Source organism: Catonella morbi ATCC 51271 (assembly GCF_000160035.2).
Taxonomy (GTDB): Bacteria; Bacillota; Clostridia; order Lachnospirales; family Lachnospiraceae; genus Catonella; species Catonella morbi.
Window position 1 is genome coordinate 67,936 of record NZ_KI535368.1, and the last position, 20,357, is coordinate 88,292.

At 37.1% G+C, this 20,357-nt stretch carries 16 protein-coding genes and 1 pseudogene; 14 read left to right on the top strand and 3 right to left on the bottom strand.

Going from position 1 to position 20,357, the window contains the following annotated elements:
- The first annotated feature begins 272 nt into the window (after positions 1-272).
- From GCWU000282_RS16625 to GCWU000282_RS07470, 12 genes and pseudogenes are all read left to right on the top strand, one after another.
- Positions 273-1,106, top strand: coding sequence for a hypothetical protein (locus tag GCWU000282_RS16625; RefSeq protein ID WP_023354445.1), 834 nt, complete (start codon positions 273-275; stop codon positions 1,104-1,106).
- A 16-nt stretch (positions 1,107-1,122) separates the two neighbouring features.
- A complete protein-coding gene (locus GCWU000282_RS17260) occupies positions 1,123-6,087 on the top strand; it encodes a S8 family serine peptidase (RefSeq protein ID WP_023354446.1) in 4,965 nt (1,654 codons plus the stop codon).
- 305 nt (positions 6,088-6,392) lie between these two features.
- Complete coding sequence (locus GCWU000282_RS07435; RefSeq protein ID WP_023354448.1) at positions 6,393-6,824, top strand: hypothetical protein; 432 nt, start codon at positions 6,393-6,395, stop codon at positions 6,822-6,824.
- Positions 6,825-6,868: 44 nt separating this feature from the next.
- Positions 6,869-7,183 carry a hypothetical protein gene (locus GCWU000282_RS16815; RefSeq protein ID WP_169730265.1) on the top strand — a complete coding sequence of 105 codons (315 nt, stop codon included), beginning with the start codon at positions 6,869-6,871 and terminating at the stop codon, positions 7,181-7,183.
- Positions 7,184-7,254: 71 nt separating this feature from the next.
- On the top strand, positions 7,255-7,674 hold the full coding sequence (locus tag GCWU000282_RS16295) for a transposase (RefSeq protein WP_278246414.1): 420 nt from the start codon (positions 7,255-7,257) through the stop codon (positions 7,672-7,674).
- A 175-nt stretch (positions 7,675-7,849) separates the two neighbouring features.
- Entirely contained in the window at positions 7,850-9,052 is a 1,203-nt protein-coding gene (locus tag GCWU000282_RS07445) for an alpha/beta hydrolase family protein (protein ID WP_023354451.1), read from the top strand.
- Between the two features lie 96 nt (positions 9,053-9,148).
- Positions 9,149-9,388, top strand: a pseudogene (locus GCWU000282_RS16300) (transposase); the annotation flags it as partial.
- Positions 9,389-9,543: 155 nt separating this feature from the next.
- On the top strand, positions 9,544-10,980 hold the full coding sequence (locus GCWU000282_RS07450; RefSeq protein ID WP_035039994.1) for an alpha-L-fucosidase: 1,437 nt from the start codon (positions 9,544-9,546) through the stop codon (positions 10,978-10,980).
- A gap of 272 nt (positions 10,981-11,252) precedes the next feature.
- Positions 11,253-11,933 carry an energy-coupling factor transporter transmembrane component T gene (locus tag GCWU000282_RS07455; RefSeq protein WP_023354453.1) on the top strand — a complete coding sequence of 227 codons (681 nt, stop codon included), beginning with the start codon at positions 11,253-11,255 and terminating at the stop codon, positions 11,931-11,933.
- Positions 11,921-13,345 (top strand): ABC transporter ATP-binding protein, encoded by a 1,425-nt coding sequence (locus GCWU000282_RS07460; protein ID WP_023354454.1) that lies wholly within the window; start codon positions 11,921-11,923, stop codon positions 13,343-13,345. Before GCWU000282_RS07455 ends, GCWU000282_RS07460 begins: the two co-directional genes overlap by 13 nt.
- Positions 13,329-13,925 (top strand): MptD family putative ECF transporter S component, encoded by a 597-nt coding sequence (locus GCWU000282_RS07465; RefSeq protein WP_023354455.1) that lies wholly within the window; start codon positions 13,329-13,331, stop codon positions 13,923-13,925. Before GCWU000282_RS07460 ends, GCWU000282_RS07465 begins: the two co-directional genes overlap by 17 nt.
- A 216-nt stretch (positions 13,926-14,141) precedes the next feature.
- Positions 14,142-14,705, top strand: coding sequence for a hypothetical protein (locus tag GCWU000282_RS07470; protein WP_023354456.1), 564 nt, complete (start codon positions 14,142-14,144; stop codon positions 14,703-14,705).
- A 202-nt stretch (positions 14,706-14,907) separates the two neighbouring features.
- Here GCWU000282_RS07470 and GCWU000282_RS07475 read toward each other — a convergent pair whose 3' ends face one another.
- The 3 genes from GCWU000282_RS07475 to GCWU000282_RS07485 form a co-directional block, all read right to left on the bottom strand.
- Positions 14,908-15,312, bottom strand: a complete 405-nt coding sequence (locus tag GCWU000282_RS07475) for a flagellar protein (RefSeq protein WP_035039996.1) — start codon at positions 15,310-15,312, stop codon at positions 14,908-14,910.
- A 150-nt stretch (positions 15,313-15,462) separates the two neighbouring features.
- The gene (locus tag GCWU000282_RS07480; RefSeq protein ID WP_035039998.1) at positions 15,463-16,182 is read right to left on the bottom strand and encodes a ComF family protein; all 720 of its coding nucleotides are present in this window, start codon (positions 16,180-16,182) and stop codon (positions 15,463-15,465) included.
- Positions 16,183-16,184: 2 nt separating this feature from the next.
- A complete protein-coding gene (locus GCWU000282_RS07485; RefSeq protein ID WP_035040000.1) occupies positions 16,185-17,111 on the bottom strand; it encodes a nucleotidyltransferase family protein in 927 nt (308 codons plus the stop codon).
- Positions 17,112-17,561: 450 nt separating this feature from the next.
- Between GCWU000282_RS07485 and GCWU000282_RS07490 the strand changes: the two genes are divergently transcribed.
- Together GCWU000282_RS07490 and hpf are read left to right on the top strand one after the other, a co-directional pair.
- Entirely contained in the window at positions 17,562-19,025 is a 1,464-nt protein-coding gene (locus GCWU000282_RS07490; protein ID WP_023354460.1) for a C40 family peptidase, read from the top strand.
- 677 nt (positions 19,026-19,702) lie between these two features.
- The gene (gene hpf / locus GCWU000282_RS07495; protein WP_023354461.1) at positions 19,703-20,230 is read left to right on the top strand and encodes a ribosome hibernation-promoting factor, HPF/YfiA family; all 528 of its coding nucleotides are present in this window, start codon (positions 19,703-19,705) and stop codon (positions 20,228-20,230) included.
- The last annotated feature ends 127 nt before the right edge of the window (positions 20,231-20,357 follow it).

Sequence of the window (20,357 nt, forward strand, 5' to 3'; positions counted from 1 at the left end):
TCTCCGAGGAATGCTCAGCTCGCGGAAGGGAAGTTTGTCTTGCGGCACCGCTCGTGCGCGAAGTGTGTGCGGGCACACACTATTTATTGGGATGTAAGTATCGAAAGTATAAAAACTCTTAGAAGTTTTATAAGAATTTTACATGGGAAGTATAAGAAAAAAATTATAAAAAAATATGAGAATGGGTTGCAAATTTGATTTTAGCTTGGTATAATTGCGAATGGATTGCAAAATCTAAAAAATTAACTATATGACTTGATGAAAGGAAAACGATGATGAATAAGAAAAGACTGTTATTTATGCTTTGCGGTATGCTTATGATTCCTTCTGCACCACTTAATGTGATGGCTATGGAGAAGGAAGATATAAAGATAGAAGCGGTTCAGACAGTGGACGTACTAAACACGGCACTTGTAAATAATAATTCAGGTGAAAATGAAGGAGAACTGACAGGAATTGTTGCTGTAAAAGAAAAATCCTCCTCAAAAGTCAAAAAGAAAAAGAAGAATAAAAAGAAAAATAATAAGAAAAATAACAGGAAGAAAATCTCAGGAAAGAAAAAGGGGAAAAAGCAGAAAGATAAGAAGGCTGATAAAGTTAAGAAAAATAAGAAAGATAAAAAGAATAAAAAAGATAAAAAGAAAGATATGGACAAGAAAAAAGATATAGATATCAAGGAAGAAGATGTCAACAAACTTCCAGAAACCGACAAATACAAACCCGGACTTAAAGAAGATGAAAAAGATAACCAAAATAATAATCAAAATAACGGAGGGGGTGAAATTATTCCTCCGGGTGGAGGACAGACAGAAACTTTATCAAAAGACTACGCGGTTCTTTGTGATTATACCGATAAAAAAGGAAATCTCAGATTTCAAGCCGGAAAGAATGTGATTTTACCTGAAAAAGGATATATAGGACTTAAAGCAAACGGAGAGAATACCGGTAAAGAGACAGAGATAAACTGGAGCGGAAGTTCCCTTCAAAATATAAAGAATGGTGTTAAGGGAAGCTATACTCTGACTGCCGTTCCAAAGGAAAACATAATAATTGGCGGAAAAGATTACGGAATGGTCAAATTCGTTGTAAACATAATAGTGGAGTAAGTGAGGGTATAGTAAAATGACTAAAAAGGATAAAAAAAGATTATTGTCTTTGATTATGGCTGTAACTCTTTGCATTTCAGGCATAAACTATAGGGAAGATGCAAAGGCGGCAAATACAGCTTTGCCTGAAAACAATATTTCAGAAAACAAGGCGAAAACAAAGAATGAAGCTTCTGATTTAGCTAAAGAGGAAGACAAGAAAGTAAGAGTAATTGTACAGCTTGAAAAAGACTCTATAATAGATGAAGCTAATGAAAGAAACGTAGATTATTCAGCTCTCAGTGATGGGTTCATAGAAGAGAAGAAAAGGGAACTTAAGTCAGAGCAGGATGAGGTAGTATCAAAAATAGAAAAGAGTAAAATTGATGCAGATACCTCAGATATAAGAAACTATGATACTGTCTTAAACGGTATAGCCCTAAGCGTAAAGGCAAAAGATATTGATAAGCTGGAGGATATAAAGGGTGTAAAATCCGTTTATGTGTCAGAAGAATTTGAAAGACCTTTACTCAGTTCGTCAAGTGAGATGACAGGTTCAGGTTATGCCAATGATTCGGGATACAAGGGAGAAGGTACGGTTGTAGCGGTTATAGACTCGGGTATAGACTATAACCATAAAGCTTTCAGACTGGACAATGAAGCTCGTGCAAAGCTTTCAGAAACTGATGTGAACAGGCTGATTGCTGAAAAAGGATTAGACGGAAGATATTATACTTCTAAGATACCTTATGGCTATAATTATTATGACTTTAATACCAATCTTTATGACAGTTACGGTGTAATGCATGGCATGCATGTATCGGGAATAGTGGGAGCAAATGATAATGAAAAAGATATTTACGGAGTAGCTCCCAATGCTCAGATACTTGCGCTTAAGGTATTTTCGGATGATTTACAGTATCCGACCACATTTACAGATATATGGCTTAAAGCACTTGATGATGCGGTGAGCTTAGGAGCAGATGCGGTAAATATGAGTCTCGGCTCATCTGCGGGATTTTCGGTAGAAGGAGAAAAATATCCTGAAACAGAAATGTTTGAGAAGGCAAGGAAGGCAGGAATAGTAGTAGCCGTAGCAGCCGGAAATGACGGCACTATAACTGATGGCAATACCTATGGGGTAAAGCCTCTTGAAGGAAATTATGATACCGCCCTCATAGCCAACCCTGCTCTTGATGAGGATTCATTTGCGGTAGCTTCGATGGATAATCTGACAAAATATTCACGCTCAATAGGCTGGAAAGATAAGCGTGAGGGTGAAATAAGAGAGCAGGCGGATGTTACACCCGGAAGTAATGCTCCTGCTGATAAGATTACCGGAAAATGGATAGAAGTACCGGCAGGTAAAGAGGATGATCCTTTAATTAAGGCTAACCTTAAGGGGAATTTTGCCGTAATGGAACTTATTTCAGATGCAGCCGAGAAAAAGGCTTTTGTCGCAAGGCTTAAAAAGATAGTGGCATTGGAGCCTTCAGCAATAGTATTTTACAATCCGGTTTCAGATTCTGAAAGAATAGGCGGGAGAATAAGCCTTGGTGAGGATGCAGGAAATATTACCATAGTTAGGATTAAACGCAGTACCTACTTAAAGATAAACAGAGCCAATCTTTCATCAATGAGATTTACGGCTGACATTTTTATGGAAGAAACACCTTACAACAATCCTACGGCAGGGAAACTTTCATACTTCTCCTCTTGGGGACCTACTCCTGACCTTAGAATAAAGCCTGAAATAACTGCGCCTGGCGGTGGCATATACTCTACCGCGGAGGATAACAAGTACCAGAATATGTCCGGAACTTCTATGGCTTCACCACAGGTAGCTGGCGCAAGTGCAGTAATAAAGCAGTATATAAGAGAAAAAGATATCAAAGTGGAAAATACCGCTGATTTTACAAAGCTTTTACTTATGAATACAGCAAAACCTGTACTTTATAAAGAAGACACACCGTATTTTGTAAGACAGCAGGGTAGTGGAGCTCTTGACCTTAAAAATGCCCTTAACACTGCTGTTGTAGTAAAGGCAGAGGGTACGAATGATGATAAGGCAGACGGAAAGCTTGAAATAAAAGAAATAGGTGAAAAGAAATTTAAGGCAAAACTTACCTTAGAAAACTTCGGCAATGAAGCCAAGACTTATAAGGTGCATACAAAGGCAGTATATGAGCCTATTTCTAATGGATATAGGTCTGAAACACCTGAGAGAGTTGATTTTAATCAGAGTTTTGAAGGGAGAGAAGTTACTGTAGCGGGACAGTCAAAAGAAACTTTAGAACTTGACTTTGATTACTCTGGCGCGGATGAAATTAAAATAAATAACTTTATAGAGGGATTTATAGAGCTTGACGAAGTGGCTAAAGCGGGAACTTCTGTAAGGGATATTTCAGAGGATGATGAAGACTTTACACCGGAGGAAGCCGATGGTGTTGCCGCAGGTAAAAGCACTCTCACTGTTCCATTTTTAGGTTTTTACGGTGATTGGGAGAGTGAAAAGGCTATAGATGCCTTTCAGGTAAAGGAAGTGGGTGGAGAAAAAAGAGATGTTCAGTTTTATGTAAACAAAGAGGCTGAATCTACCTCATCAATGTTTATGACAAGTGCTACCCTGAGACTTCCTGTAGTAGACAATACTCTTTATTTTTCACCTTCAAGTACCTACCATAGGGATGTGGCAGTAAGACTTGCTCCTCTCAGAAATATGGAAGAAATTGAGTATTCCGTTTTGGATGAAAATACAGGTAAAGTGCTTCGTACCATAGGTAAATCTCTTAAAGTAAGGAAGCTTAACAGTCTTAGAAGAAACAGAAGCTTCAATATAATGCCTGATTCCTGGTGGGATGGAAGGATAGACGGAAAGCTTGCGTCAGAAGATGTAAATTATGTATATCAGATAAAGGCTAAGCTAAACAGTAAAACTTCGGGCGGTGGAAATACAGAGCAGATTTATAAATATAAGCTAAAGGTAGACAATACTGCACCTGAACTTAGCGATAAGATAGAGTTGACCCCTGTAGCAGGAAAGAATAGGATTAAAAGGTTAAAATTTAAGGTAAAGGATACCGGCAGCGGAATTGAGCAGGTTTATCTTAATTCATTAAAATTTGTGGGTGAAGATAATAAGAATAATTCGAACGTTCCTTCTTTGCCTCCGGGAGTGGATCTCACCCCTCCTGGTAAAAAGAAGCCTTTAGCTGTAGGCAATGAATCCTTTACCGACAATAAGAATAAGCCTAAGATAAATGGGCTGACTGAGGACGACTTAAAGCTTGGCAAGCCTAAATTTGGCAAATATCTGCTCTTAAACTTTGTGGATACAGATACAAAGGATGGTAAGACTCTTCCTAAAATAATAGACGGGAAACTTACTGTAACAGAGGATATGATTCCTGCTGATTCTACAGAAAGTGCCCAGATATTTGTAAACAGGAACGGAAACCGCAATAAGGAGATTGAAATAGACAGCTGTTATCTGGCTGATTCTTCACATATTTACATTACTGTTAAAGATTATCTGAGTAATCAGAGAAGCACAGCAGTAAAAACGGGAGAAAATGAAAACTATAATTCCGTAAGCTTTTTGAATTTTTACAATTCAATGAAGGACAGAGGGGTGAAAGCATATGCTGACGGAAACCTTATGTCGGATTATAAGTATGATACACTTAAGAAAAAGGTTGACTTAAAGCTTGTTATGCCTGATGATTCTTACCACATAAGTATGCTTTACATAAAAGAAGGTCATTCTGTTAAGTACCTGATAAGAGACAGCAGGGTTCAGGCAGGGATGAGAAAGGAATTTAAATATTCTTACGATAAGACTGAGAGGGCTGTAAGCTTTACCATAGATCCTCTAAAGAGCGGTAAGGAAATAGTAACAGGTTTTGCCAAGGGAGCTATGCCTGAAGATGTGGAAGAGAAGGATATAAAAGTAAATCTTTCTAAGGCAGGGCTTGATAATTTTAAGGAAATAAAACTTGATAATAAAGACGTCACACTTGGAGCTGACAAGACGATACCGACAAAGAGCGGTTATGTAAAACTTGACCTTAGATTTAAGCCGGGAGTACAGGCTGTGGTTAAGGGAGTTACTCTTCATAAAAAGAGTGGGGGCAATATAGTTCTTCCTCTTAAAGGGGCTATGGATCTTGACACAGGAGCCGAGGGTTATAGCTTTAAAAAAGGATTTTCAGTTCAGATACATTATACTTTAACGGAAGATACCGATATTGAAATAGTTTATGAGGGAAGTGAAGCAGACAGGCTTGGCAGGCCGTTTGGCAATGACCTGTTTGAAGACGGGTATAACGGCAAGAATAATACCAAGACAAAATATCCTGTAGTTTTCCTTGAAAGTCCCGCACTTATGGCTGTCATTCCTTCAAATAATGACAGAACTGTAAAAATAGAAGGTTTTATAGGAAATGTTAAGGCTGATGACAAAGTAAAGCAGATAGAAGTAAAACTTGTTAATAAAAACGGTAAGACCTTGGGAAAAACTATAACCTTGACCGGTGATGAAATTACTGCAAAGCAGATGAAATATGCCTACGGTGGGGCTTCGCCTTACACAGGACTTGGTTATCATTTTTCGGTTACACTTCCTGTACATGAGTTCTGCGTGAATATAAGAGTTGAGGCTGTGACTGAGAAGGGAGAAAAGGCAAGCATAGTAAGAAGAGCCTTCTATGATTTGACCGATCCGGTAATAAGTTATGAAGTAGTAGGAAGAGAGCTTGATTCGGAGTCTGTCACAATAAAGATACATTCCTCCGATGATTCTTTAAGACTTAAGCTTTATAACGGAGATTCTCTGATTGACATAGTGGATAAAACCAACAAAACCATGGCAGAGGGTGGAGTCACTCTTGATAAGGAGATAACCATTCCTCTTAAAATAGGACAGAATAAGATAAATATAAGGGCTGTGGATTTGGCGAATTTTAAGGCAGAGAAGGAAATAAATATTTACAGAACAAAGTAGGCTGTAATTTGAGAACTTTTATTACTATATATAAGTTCTTTATCAATAATGAAAGAAAAAGAACGGTGTGTCCAAAACGGATATGCCGTTTCTTTGTATGATGTACAAAATATAAGCATTTTTAAAGCTAGCAAATACTTTAGATTATAGTATAATTTGATGTGGGTGTCAAAAGTATTTCACTCAACGATTTTTAATTGAATTTGGTAAATTTTAGTACTCTGACAACTGAATAAATCTATGTTTAACTGCCTGTTTGTGGTATAATAAGTATATCAAAAATACTTATTTAATGAGGTGTTACAATGTCATTTGTGTTAAACGGCTGCCAGCAGATTTCCCTTTTTGACTCCCTTGGTTTCCTGTCCGAGCGCAAGCAGAGAATACTGGATAAATCATGGGCGAAAACATTTTCTAAGCATATATTCACTAAGATAGATGAGATGATATTTGCACCGCTTTACAGTGATAAAAGGAATTCACGCCCCAATGCCCCTGTTAATGTTATTGTGGGTGCCCTCATAATAAAAGAGCTTAACGGCCTTAGTGATGACAAATCATTGAGGAATGCGAGTTTGATTTCAGATACCAGTATGCACTCCATACCACAAGCTTTAAGAATCAGCCACTCAGTGACCGCACATTCAGCAGGTTCAGGGAGAGGAACGCCGCATACGAGCTCACCACCGGCAGAGATCTTATCCACGAATGTATCAGTGCTCTGTCTGAAGAGATAAGAAGATACATGGACATTGAACCTACACTAAAAAGGATGGACAGCATGATGATAGGTTCAAACATCCGCCAGATGGGACGGGTTGAACTACTGTACACCTGCCTCTCAAACCTTGTGCATGAAGTGTCAAAGGATGGAAACGATGCCCTGCTTGACGGACTTAATGATTATAATAATCCGGACAACAGAAACCGCGTAATATATCATGACAGGTCTACAGCACAAAGCGAAAAGCTGCAAAAGATAATAGATGATGCTGTTTCATTCCTCCCAAAATGCAAAGAAGGGTATGAACACACCGATGACTATCAGCTGCTTTTGAGGGCAATAAATGAGCAGACAAAAACATTATCCTTTTAATAACAGACCTTCTTGACCGCAAACCTAAAGAGATTCTCGGAAAGTTCAAACTTGATGAAACAGGATTTGCTATAAACAGCTGTCCTGCGGGGAATAGTCCTAAAAGCGGTTCTTACATTAAACAGACAGATTCAATAAGGGTTTCTTTCCACCGGAATCAATGTGAGGGCTGCCCATACAGAGAGCAGTGCAGTCCGGAGCTGAAGAAGCGGACGGCCTGTATGCTTATTCCGTTAAAATCAAGAAGACGTGTTCTTCAGTCGGCTGATATGTCTGATGAAGATAAAAGAATGTTTATTACCCGTATAAGGAATGGCATTGAAACTGTTCCATCAGTCATCAGAAACAAATATCTGGTGGATAAGATGCCTGTAAGAGGAAAGCTAAAGACAAAGCTGTTCTTTGGCTTTAAAATTGTTGCCCTAAATATCAGTAAACTGATACGTTTTATAAGAGGGGAGCTAAAATGTAGAACCTTTAGTACTACTTAAGGGATAAAAACCCTTAAATTTCTGAGCTTAATTCCAAAACATAGCTTTATTCAGTTGCCAAAGAACAAATGAACCTTTATGAACAGTCAAAAATCATTTTAAAATTGACTTTTGACACCCACATCATGGTATAATAAAATAAATCAATTCAAAAAAGAAAGAGCGGAGGTAAAACATGAAAGAAAGCGAAGTTATCCTAAAGCGGCAGTCAACTAGATTATTTTTTAAAAATGGTGATACAGATTTTTTCTTTAATTGGTTACTAGGAATTGGCGAAGTGTTTGGTTTTTCACATGGGGAGCTTTATTACCTCGCACAACGGCTAGGGAAATCTCCAAAACCAAGTACTTGGAAAAAGGTATTTCTATCTCATGCAGACTACCTTGCACAAAAGCTAAGTAATCCAGATTTAAGCAAACAAAGTAAAGCCCAATATTACCTAGCACAAACCTATTCTATTCGTTCGGCTATCCAATTTATTAATCCCTTTTCCGAGGAGTATCTTCCCACTGTTCAACGGATGGAAGAATCTTTTAAGAAAGCAACTTATTCATTAAAAGCACCTATTGAGGAGTTAACTATTCACTATCAAGAATCCTACTTACCCGGTTATTACCTCCATAGTGGTGATGATTGTCCAACACTAATTATGATTGGTGGTGGGGATACGTATCGGGAAGATCTGTTTTATTTTGCAGGATACCCTGGATGGAAACGAGGCTATAATGTTTTAATGATTGATCTCCCAGGTCAAGGCTCTAATCCAAGTAGAGAACTCACTTTTGGTGTGAATGCTGCTACTCCAATTTCACTATGTATTGATTGGTTAGAAAACAAGAATCCTAAATTGAATCATTTAGCTATTTATGGTGTTAGCGGAGGTGGCTATTTCACTGCACAAGCTGTTGAACAGGATACAAGAATTCAGGCATGGATTGCTAGCACCCCAATTTATGATGTTGCCGAACTATTTAAAAAAGAGTTTGGATCCAGTTTAAAAACTCCTAGTTGGTTAATGAATGCTATTTTAAAACTGGTTGGAAATTTAAATGAGTTTGCCGATTTAAATCTTCAAAAATATGCGTGGCAATTTGGAACTACTGATTTTAAAAAAGCTATTGATGAGGTTTTTAAGGGGGCAAAGGTTGTAAATTATCACAAAGTTCAGTGTCCCTGTTTATTTATCATGGGAGAAGGAGAGGGTGCAGAATTACAACGTCAAGCAAAGGTAGTTTACGAAGCCGTTAAATCCAAAAATTCCCATACTAGACTTCAGATATTTGAAGCTGAAAGTGGAGCGGATGCCCATTGCCAAGTCAACAATTTGAGACTTGTCCATAATGTAGTTTTTGACTGGTTAAACACTATATTTGAATAAAGTAATAAAGTAAATATACTCGTGGTGCCAGTTAATCTCAAAATACAATAAAGAGCCCCAAAGGACTATACTGTAAGTGCCTAAACAAACAGGAGGTTAGTCCAAATCATTAGACAAGCAATGAATACTCGAATTTCTCTAGATACCATTGTTATCATAGACAATTTTCCCTTACCACTTTGTTAACCTATCCGTAATTATAGAGCTTGGATTTTTGATGGATGGGCAAACATTGGTTATAATGTTTCCAAATGCTTATGGTTCTATGGTGTCAAAGTACATATGCTGGTCACTTTGTCAGGCTATATTCTGAACTATGTTGTGACACCTGCCTCATAATTTGTCTAAACTAAAAAAATTGATGAAGTAGATGAAAACTGTTTAGAAAAATTGATTCAAGTGTCAGTGAGTGCACAGTGCTACAGAAATACTTTGTAAAAGGAATAATGGTGGGTGCGGTTAAGGGCTGATGGAATAGAATGGAGAGAAGAATGAGCTACGAATATGAAGAGCTTGATAAAAGACTGGTAAGCATAGTGCCGTCTAAGAGACAGGTGGAGTATCAGGAAAGAGAATTTTACGGATTTATTCATTTCACAGTCAATACTTATACTAATCGTGAGTGGGGACTTGGTGATGAGTCGCCTGAGATTTTTAATCCTTATAACTTAGATGCGGAAAGCTGGGGGAAGACTGCGGTATGTGCGGGTATGAGAGGACTCATCCTTACCTGCAAACACCATGACGGTTTCTGCCTCTGGCCTTCTAAGTATACAGAGCACAGTATCAAAAATTCTCCTTATAAAGACGGTAAAGGAGACATAGTGAAAGAATTATCAGAGGCCTGCAAAAAGCATGGGCTTAAATTCGGAGTTTATCTTTCACCTTGGGACAGAAACAGTGCTGTTTATGGTTCAGGTAAGGAATATGATGATTATTATATAAATCAGATGACAGAGCTTTTGACAAACTACGGGGATATTTACACCTTCTGGATGGATGGAGCCTGTGGAGAAGGTCCTAATGGAAAGAAACAGGTGTATGACTGGGAGAGGTATTATGCCAAGGTAAGGGAATTACAGCCTGAAGCGGTGCTTTCTATAAGCGGACCGGATGTACGCTGGTGCGGTAATGAAGCCGGAATAGTCAGAAAAAGTGAATGGAGTGTAGTCTCAAAGGCTATGACTTCGCCTGCATTAACTGCTGAATTAAGCCAGCAGGAAGACAGTGAAGAATTTAGAAAAAGAGCTATAGATCCTACCAAGGAGGAGCTTGGAAGCAGGGAAGTTTTAAAAGACGAACCTGAACTTGCCTGGTTCCCTGCTGAAACAGACCTTTCCATACGTCCGGGCTGGTTCTATCACCCTGAAGAAGATGATAAGGTAAGGAGCCTTGAAAATCTAAAGGATATTTATTTAAAATCGGTAGGCGGCAATACAGCTTTACTGCTTAATATATGTCCGATGAAAGACGGATGTCTGCATGAAAATGATGTTAAAAGGCTTGCTGAATTAGGTGACTTTATCAGAGAAAGTTTCAAAGAGAATCTGGCTGATAAGGCCGATATTACCTCTCTGCCTGAAAAAGGAGACAGAGGAGAGGATATAACCGGTATAAGAACTGACAGCTATGAAACTTACTTTAAGCCTGAGGACGGGCATAGGGAACTGAGTATAAATTTTACATGGAAAGAAGGAGTGAAGGCAGCCTATCTTGTATTAAAGGAGAATATCTTATTAAGCCAAAGAGTAGAAAAATTCAAGGTTTATGAGGATGTGAAAGGAGAAGGTCTGGTAGAGGTATATGACGGAACTGTAATAGGCTATAAGAGGATAGTTAAACTTAGCGGAAAGGAAATAACAGGTTTAAAGATAGATATAACAGATGCAAGAGTAGCACCTGCTATTTCATTTGTAGGAGTCTATTAGAATGTAAATCCAAGATTATTTACCACATATGTCATAATCTGTTCATTGTTATTATATGATACAAGTGTCAAAAGTATTGGATGCCCGCATCCTTATATAGCCCAAATAGGTATTCTAGGTTTGTAATAATTCAACATAATTTGTATTATACTGTAACAAAGCGAGGAATTTTCTGAAATATTCCTCGCTTTTTGCTTGACTAAATGTAGATAAGAGAGTAAACTGATTGAGTTAGTGACAACTAATCAAATTTATATCTTTAGGGGAAGTTTATGAAGATAAAAGCTATAAAAATAAATCCGTTTCTGGTTTTATTTTTCAATATTTTGATACCGACCCTGTTTATGTTTATGCCGGCATATCCGCTTAATTATGTACTTATGGTATTTGCATCACTGGTACTCCTTCTAAGCGGAAAGATTAAAAGAGCATTGATTTTTATCGTAATATATGGTTTGTTCTTCGGTGCATCTACATTCTTTATGAATGTATTTCAAGTAGGGGGTATTGTCATTTTCTTAAGTATAATGATGCAGTTTCTGCCCTGCCTTATGATGGCGACAATTCTTTTTAAGGATTATACTACTGCGGAGCTTTTATCTACCCTGGAAAAGCTTCCGCTTCCAAGAAACCTTGTGGTAGCAGTTATAATCACTCTGCGTTATGTACCTACATTTAAGAGGGAGTTCGGTTATATAAAGGAGTCTATGCGGCTTAGAGGAATAGCATTTACCTGGAAAAAGCCTATAGAAAGTTTCAGATATTTCATAGTTCCACAGTTATTCAGGTGTACTGCCCTGGCGGAAGAAGTAACCTCAGCCGGACTTGTAAAGGGAATAGATGCAAATATTAAAAGAACTTCTTATTATGAGCAGAAATTTAGAAAAAGTGATACATTTTTAGCTTTATTATTGATAATTGGGATTATGTGGGCAGGATTATGGAAGATATGATAAGGGCTGAAAAGCTGACGTTTAATTATGAACAGTCCGATGATGGGATAAAGGATATAGATTTTTCCGTTAAAGACAGTGAGGTTATCTTACTTGCGGGAGACAGCGGCAGTGGCAAGTCTACTCTTTTAAAATGTCTTAACGGACTTATACCTGAAACCGTAGAAGGCAGTCTTGAGGGAAATCTTTATTTTGAAGATAAAAAATATTCTGAGCTTAGGATGTTTGAGCTTAATGAAAAAATAGGCTCGGTGTTTCAAAATCCGAGAAGCCAGTTTTTTACTACTAATTCTACTGCAGAACTGGTATTTCCTATGGAGAACTATGGCTATACGAAAAAATTGATGGATGAAAGGCTTGAGGCTTTGACTGAGAAATTCGGGCTTAATTCTCTGTTGAACAGAAATATTTTTGAAATATCAAGCGGAGAAAGACAGCTTCTGGCCCTTGCATCCGCTATGGCACTTAACCAAAAGGTCGTAATTTTTGATGAGCCGTCTGCAAACCTTGATTACGGCAATGCTATGAAGCTTGGTAAAATAATATCAGGGATGAAAAAATCGGGTATTACGGTAATTGTGGCAGATCACAGATTTTATTATTTGAAAGGGCTTATAGACAGGGTATTTCTTATAGAAGACGGAAGACTGAGCCAATTTGACAGCGAGGAAGAGTTTAAGAAAAGTAAGTATGATACAAGAAGCTTTGACCTCTTTGCTTTAGACCTGCCTGTACCTGAAAAAAGTATAAATACAGAAGAGATTGCAGGCCTAAAAAATGTAAGTTATAAAAACATTTTAACGGATATAAGTCTTGAACTGAAAAAAGGCGAAGTAAGTGTGCTGGTGGGAAATAACGGAGTGGGTAAGACAACATTGGCAAAGCTTTTATGTAAGACTGTAAAGCCTGACAATGGTGAGGTTAGTGTTGATGAGCTTCCGTTTTATATAATGCAGGATCCTGATTTTCAGCTATTCGGAACCTCTGTATACAATGAGCTTGCTCTTGTAAATGACAATGAAGAGGCTATAGCTGAAACACTCAAATACTTAGGTTTGTATGATTATAAGGATAAACATCCTTTTGATTTAAGCGGAGGACAGAAACAAAGGCTTCAGATAGGAATGGCCATGCTTTGTGATAAGCCGCTTATAATCTTTGATGAGCCTACCAGCGGGCTTGATATAGTTTCTATGAAGAAGGTGGCTAAGGAAACAGTAAGGCTGAAAGAAAATGCTGCGGTGTTGGTCATTTCCCATGATTATGAATTTATAAGAAATGTGGCTAACAGAATAATATATCTTAAAAACGGTAAGGTACATGAGGATTTTGAACTTACGGACAACGCCTTGTGTAAATTAAATAATATTTTTAACAATATGGAGGAAGAAAAAGATGAAGAACGGTTTTAAAATGAAAGATGTGGTGACAATTGCCTTGCTGACTGCACTTTATATGGTGTTTTATATGATAACGATGGCTATAATCACTCCTCTCGGACCTTTCGGTCACGCAATAAGTCCGGGAATGTGTGCCGTACTTACCGGTTCGGTTCTGATTTTTATATCAAGAAAAGTAGGTAAGATGTGGCAGTTCACCTTTATGACGGCCATTCTTATGGCGTTATTCTGGATTTTGGGAGGAGGATATATTCCTTGGGTAGCAAGTTCCATGGTGATGGCTGTAGTTGCAGACCTTATAGCTTCAAGAGACGGGAAAACAGTTAAGATATGGAAACTTGCCCTTGCTTCGGGTATTATGCATGTAGGCCAGGCCTGGGGTGCTATAATTCCATCCTGGTTTTTCTTGGAGCAGTATAAGGCTGCCTGGGTAGGCAGGGCAGGAATGACAGAAGAAAGCATGAATGCACAGATACAATATACTCAGGGGCTTATGGGAGTGCTTTCTACCTGTATAACTTTTGTTCTGGCTTTTGCGGGAGTTTATTTAGGTTACGTAATACTTAAGAAACATCTTAAAGAGGAAAAGTAAAAGAAAACTGTATTATTAAATATTTAAAAAATAAAGGAACCGTTACACTAAGATTTAGTACCCGGTTTCTTTTTTATTAGTAGCAGTCGGATTCTTCCGGTAGTCCTTTAACACATAATTTATTTACAAATAATTGTATAGATGCTATTATAATAGTTAATTTAGGCTTATGCTATATATAATAGAAAAAGCTAAATAATGTATTGGAGTTTATAAATGTACAGAAGAGAAGATGATGCAATAATCCTATATAACCTAATTACACTGATATATCTGCCGCTTTGGTTTATATCATTCAGTATAAATAACTGTGAGATGTTATTGAAACCATATTCTTATTTGCGTGAACATCATTACACAGATGAAAATCTAATTGCTAAAATAGCAGTATTTATTGTTATTTATTTGGTTGAAGATATATTAGGATTTAAACTAAAATTTCATAAGTATATTGTAATAACAAGTAATCTGGTGGCTTTTTATCTGCTTGGCAGACTTGCGGGGAATTTTTATCTTGAAGAAAACAAAATGCCTGTTACATATTGGTTTATTTTGATTGTTTTAACAATAACCGCATTTATTTGCATATTTATAGAATTAAATGAAAAACTTAAGGATTATCTTTTATCGCTCGGAAATATGAGATGGATTTGCCCGATGTTTGCAGGTTATAAGTATCAGAAAGTTTGTAAAAAATATTGGAGAGGTATTTTTCGACTGGCGGTAGTTGCATATTTATTTAGCGTTATATATCCTATTGCAAGGGTGGCTGCGAAATAAAAAACTGAAGTTTTACCGGCATTCGGAGATTGAAAGGAAGAGTGCTGTCCCTTTAATGAGACAGCTCCTTTCTTGTTTAATAGGAAATTTTGAAGAAATTTCCTATTAAACAAGAATCTCTCCGAGGGGTGCTGGACTCGCGGTAGGGAAGTTTGCCTTGCGGCACCGCTCGCGCGCGAAGTGTGTACAAGCACACACTTTTTTATTTATCAAGGAAGCGCATACGTTCCTTTTCTCTTTCTTTTTTCTGTTGAACAACAGGTTTTGGTTTTTCGTAAGCATTATCGAGACTGTTTATCATCTTAGCTTTACATTCAGCGCAAAATCGCCCTGTTCTAATCATCTTACCGCAATTATCACACTCTATGCCGATTCCGGATTGCTGGGAGAAAGAAAGACGTTCTTCTCTTATCCATTTTTTTATCTGGGGTATAGAAACCTTACATTCTTTTGCAACAGTATTTATATTGGCACCCGGATTTTCGCGAATAAAATTTTTAGTTACCATAAATTTTTGCTCTAATTTTTTCATACAATTAGGACAAAGCCTTGGACCGGACTCATAATTAAACAGGTTTCCGCAAGCTTTACAGTTGGTTACTTCCATCTAAAATCATTCCTTTCTATATATTAAACATACTAAATCTTAGTACTGTATAATACAGAATAAGCTTGAACTTAGCTATAAACTGTAACTAATATTATAACAAAATTATACCGATAAGCCAATACCCTACTTATTCCAAATAATTTGGGCTTAAGTTGCCCTGACAGATGCGACGCAGAGTACATAGACTTTTTCGGTTCCTGCTTCCTTTAGTACGGCAGAACAGGCATCTGCAGTGCTTCCCGTAGTATAGATATCATCAATCAACAGAATATTTTTTAGTTGGATTTCATAAAACTTTGAATTGTGATTAATTCTGAAAGCTTCTCTGAGATTTTTTCGTCTGGAAACCGGATCAAGATTTTTTTGAGCAAGAGTATTTTTTGAACGTATCAAATAATCGGTAACAATAGGTAAATCCAGCTTTTTTGCCAAAATTTCAGCAATTAATTCTGCCTGATTGTAGCCGCGATTTTTCAGTCTTTCGGGATGTATGGGCACAGGTACTACAGCGCTTATATTTAGTTTGGGCAGGGCAGTATGAAAATGTTCATATAGTTTATCTGCATAGTATTCTGCAAACTCACGTCTTCCTCTATATTTAAAATTAGAAAGAGAAGTTTTAACTGTGTTGTTATACGGCCAGAGAGAAAAAGCCTTGTCAAAGCTGAAATTGTAGCTCATACAGGTATCGCAATATTCAGAAGAACTTGAAATGATTTGCCGTCCGCATTTATAGCAAAGAGGCTCCTGCAAAGGGATTAAGATATTTTTACAGGAGCCGCAGACTAATTTTCCTTTTGGGATGACAATATCATCACAGACAGGACATCTTTTGGGATAAATAAAATCGAGCAGCCTTATTAACATTGTTACCCCCAAAGAGAATTTGGATAAACACCGGTCTCTGCAAGTTTTTGAAGAGAGTTCTTCACCTGTTCTCTGTCCTCTTTGAAAGTGACACCAAACCAATTTGCATTTGTTTTTACCACTTCAACATCTATAACTTCATCTTTCAACATTTCATTAATAGCTATAGGAAGAAGAAATTCTGATTTTAACGGATCATTATCGCTAAGCTTATTCAGAAATGTTATAAACTTATCCTCAAGCATTGGAAAAATTGCGGGAGTAAAGCCCATCATATTCATTGATACGGTATTCTGCAATGAGAGAATGCGTTTGTTCCCGTGGGAATCAGTTCCTGTGACGATATTATTTTCACATTTTATTCCAAAAGTTTCTTCTATAGAAAGGAGGTTTCCGTTATCATCACATTTGCATATACCTCTGGTTACGCTTCCGTTATCGCTCAAAGTGTTTTCAAGAGTATATCCTGCTAAACAAAATTTCGGTTTTTTTAAGTTGAGGATAGAATTGGAAAGAAAAATCTGAGATTTTATATAAGGATCTCTTCCATAGAAATCATCCGCATTTATTACAAGGAAAGGTTCATCGATATATTCCTTTACAGAAAGTATAGCCTGCCCTGTTCCCCAAGGTTTGGTGCGTCCATCCGGCACCTTATATCCATCCGGAATATCATTTAATGATTGGAATACTATATGTACAGGAATATTAGTGACTTCCATCAACCTGTTACCTATAATATTCATAAAATCATCATATATGTCTTCTCTTAAAATAATAACAATTTTATCAAACCCTGCCTTAATTGCATCAAAGATAGAATAGTCCATTATAATTTCGCCATCCGGTCCGAATGATTCAAGTTGTTTGATTCCGCCATATCTGCTACCCATACCGGCAGCCATTATAACCAAAGAAGTAATATTCATACAGTAATCCCCCATATTTTGCTGGGACTGCTAAACTTAGTTTCTCACAATCCCGTATCGGTGGGTACCGAATATTTTTGCTACCCACACTGCTATTTTATCATAATAGATAATTACAGTCAAAAGAAATAAAAACACTACAAACGTAGAATAAATATTTATCTTAATTTTACTATTAGTGTAGAATAAAATGGCTTAAATGTTACAATTATTAAAAAAAGCTTAAGATAAGTATATTTACCCAAAAGAAGGCTTTATTAAGCGTATATTGACAGATTGTGACTAATCTGTGAAAAGAGTAATTGTTACAAAAATATTTAAAAATCAGTCAATATTTTATCTTCAAACGGTTGACAAGAAAAAAATATTGTGCTATTATTCCATTTGTGAAGTTAACAAATTTGTAATAATTGATTTAAGATGTAAGGATCGTTTTAAGGAGGTTGCGTAATGCGTCGTAAAGATTTTTTCCGCAGATGTGGGGTTGGAGCTGTAGTTATTGTGGCATCAGCGTCTATACTTTCTAATAATAATGGAGTTCAGGCTTCAAGTAATGCCAAAGTAAGCGGACTTGCGGGCATCTCACTTTTTGTAGATAATGCATATGTGCAGGGTGAAAACAGAGTTGTTAAAACTGAACTTAATCCGGTTGTCCCTGTTATTGATGTTCTCAGTTCTTTTGATACAAACTCAGTAAGCACATTCAGTCTTGATTCTTCGGAATTAGCCGGAGTACCTGAAGAAGGTGCTGAAAATGTTAAGGCAGATGATAGTCAGGCAGCAGAAGCTTCTGATGATGAAGAGGGAAGCGAAGGCAATAAGACTGCTGATGAAATGGAATCAACAGAAGAAGAAGTAAAATCAAAATATGAAAATATCGGTATTTCAATCGCAGACCCTTATGTTAATATAAGGAAGAAACCGGGTGAAGGGAACGAGATTATCGGTAAGCTTTACAAAGGAAGTAAATGCGATATTCTTAAGACCAAGGGTGATTGGGTTAAGATTGAATCAGGTAACGCCAAGGGCTATATTAAGGCGGAATATTTAGCAAGAGGCTTTGATGCGGAAAAGCTTATAGATGAGTATGGTACAAAAGTAGCTGAGGTTAAAGTAGAAACTCTTAATGTAAGATTTGAAGATAATACCGAATCAAGAATAGCAACTCAGATCCCGATGGGTGAAAAGCTTTTGGTTTTAAAGAAGAAAGGTGACTGGTATGAGGTTGCCATAAATGATGGTGATGAAGACAGGTTTACCGGTTGGGTTTCAAAAGATTTTGTAAAAGTTAAGATTCAGTGGAAGCATGCTATAACAATTAAAGAAGAAAAAGCTGAAGAAGAGAGGAAGGCAGCAGCTGAGGCAGCACTTGCGGCACAGCAGCAGGCACTTGCAGCTGAGCAGGCTGAACAGGCAAGACAGCAGCAGATTCAGCAACAGCAGGCCGCTCAGAGACAGACACAGCCTCAGACACAGACAAACAATACACAGAAGGTAGTTAAGCAGCAGCCTAAGGTAGAACAGAGGGTACAGACTACTGCAACCGGAAGTGCAAAAGGACAGAATATTGCGAACTTTGCGCTTAACTTCGTAGGTAATCCTTATGTTTGGGGCGGAACAAGCTTAACCAGAGGATGCGATTGTTCAGGTTTTGCGATGTCAGTATATGCAAACTTTGGTATCGGTCTTAACAGAACCTCAAGAGCACAGGCTTCAAACGGTTATGCAGTTGGAATGAATGAACTTCAGGCCGGAGATTTAATCTTCTATGCAGCTAACGGAAGAGGCATATCTCATGTGGCTATATATATTGGTGGTGGAAAGGTTGTACATGCAAGTACACCTCGTACAGGTATTATAGTATCATCTGTATACCATCAGTCACCATATTGTGCAAGAAGAATAGTTAAATAAATAATAATTAAGTTAATATCAGAAGCAGTTATATCGATGGTTTATATTGGTATGGCTGCTTCTTTTTGTTTACAGAAACTGTGAAGTTTACCTTTAAGCAGTTTTGCAGGTAAGTGTATATAAATTAAACGGCTATTATATTAAAATGTACTTATATATCTGTGGATAAGTCTGTTTTGAGGCTTAATTTTCAGAATTTTCTGAATTGAAGAAAGTACATAAATAACTTGACAATGTATTTTTTGTGCAAAACTAACAAAAATATAGGAAGCATTTATACAAAATGGAAAACGGACTTTAGAATACAGTAGAAATTAGTATTACTTATCCACAAAGATGGAGCATAAATAAGGCTAAATTAAGGTTATTCACAGACTTATCAACATTATCCACAATAAAGTGGTGGTATAAGACACTGTCAAGGATGAAAATCTGTTTTGGATGTATTGATAAAAATGGTTGGTATGTACTAAAAACATAAATTCAGACTTGACAGGCTAAAGTAAAGAAAACTTACGTGTTATAAGTATAATTTTCAGATAAATAAACAGAATGACAATAAATATAATTGATTTTTATAGGATATTATTGTATAATAGCCTTAGTACTAAACCCATACTGAATGGGAGATAATCTAGAGCTGTGGCTGAAGGCTTACAGCGGAAAAGAGGTATTGTATGAAGTATATTATCAATGGCAGAGGTACTAATGTTACAGATGGACTTAGGAATGCGATTGAAGAAAAACTTGGAAAACTTGAGCATTACTTTACACCTGATACAGAGGTTCACGTAACACTCAAGGTAGAAAAGGACAGACAGAAAGTGGAGGTGACGGTACCGGTTAAGGGACATATAATAAGGGCAGAGCAGGTTAGTGATGATATGTATGTTTCTATTGACCTCATTGAAGATATTATTGAAAGGCAGTTAAGGAGATATAAAACTAAGATAGTTGATTCTAAACAGAGTGCAAGTAACTTCACATCGGCATTTATGCAGGATGATGATTATGAAGATGAGGATGTAAAGGTTATAAGGACAAAGAGATTTGCGGTTAAGCCTATGGATCCTGAAGAAGCCTGCGTACAGATGGAACTGCTAAACCATAGTTTCTATGTTTTTAGAAATGCTGAAACAGATGAAGTAAATGTAGTGTATAAGAGAAAAAACGGGGACTATGGCCTTATAGAACCTGAATTTTAATAAAATAATGTGAACAAAATGTAAAAAATGCCCTTCGGGCGATTTTTTATTGAAAGATATTTAAAGTAATGGTAGAATGGAGAGCATGAGTAAATGTATCAATGATTACTCGTTATATCTATCCCCA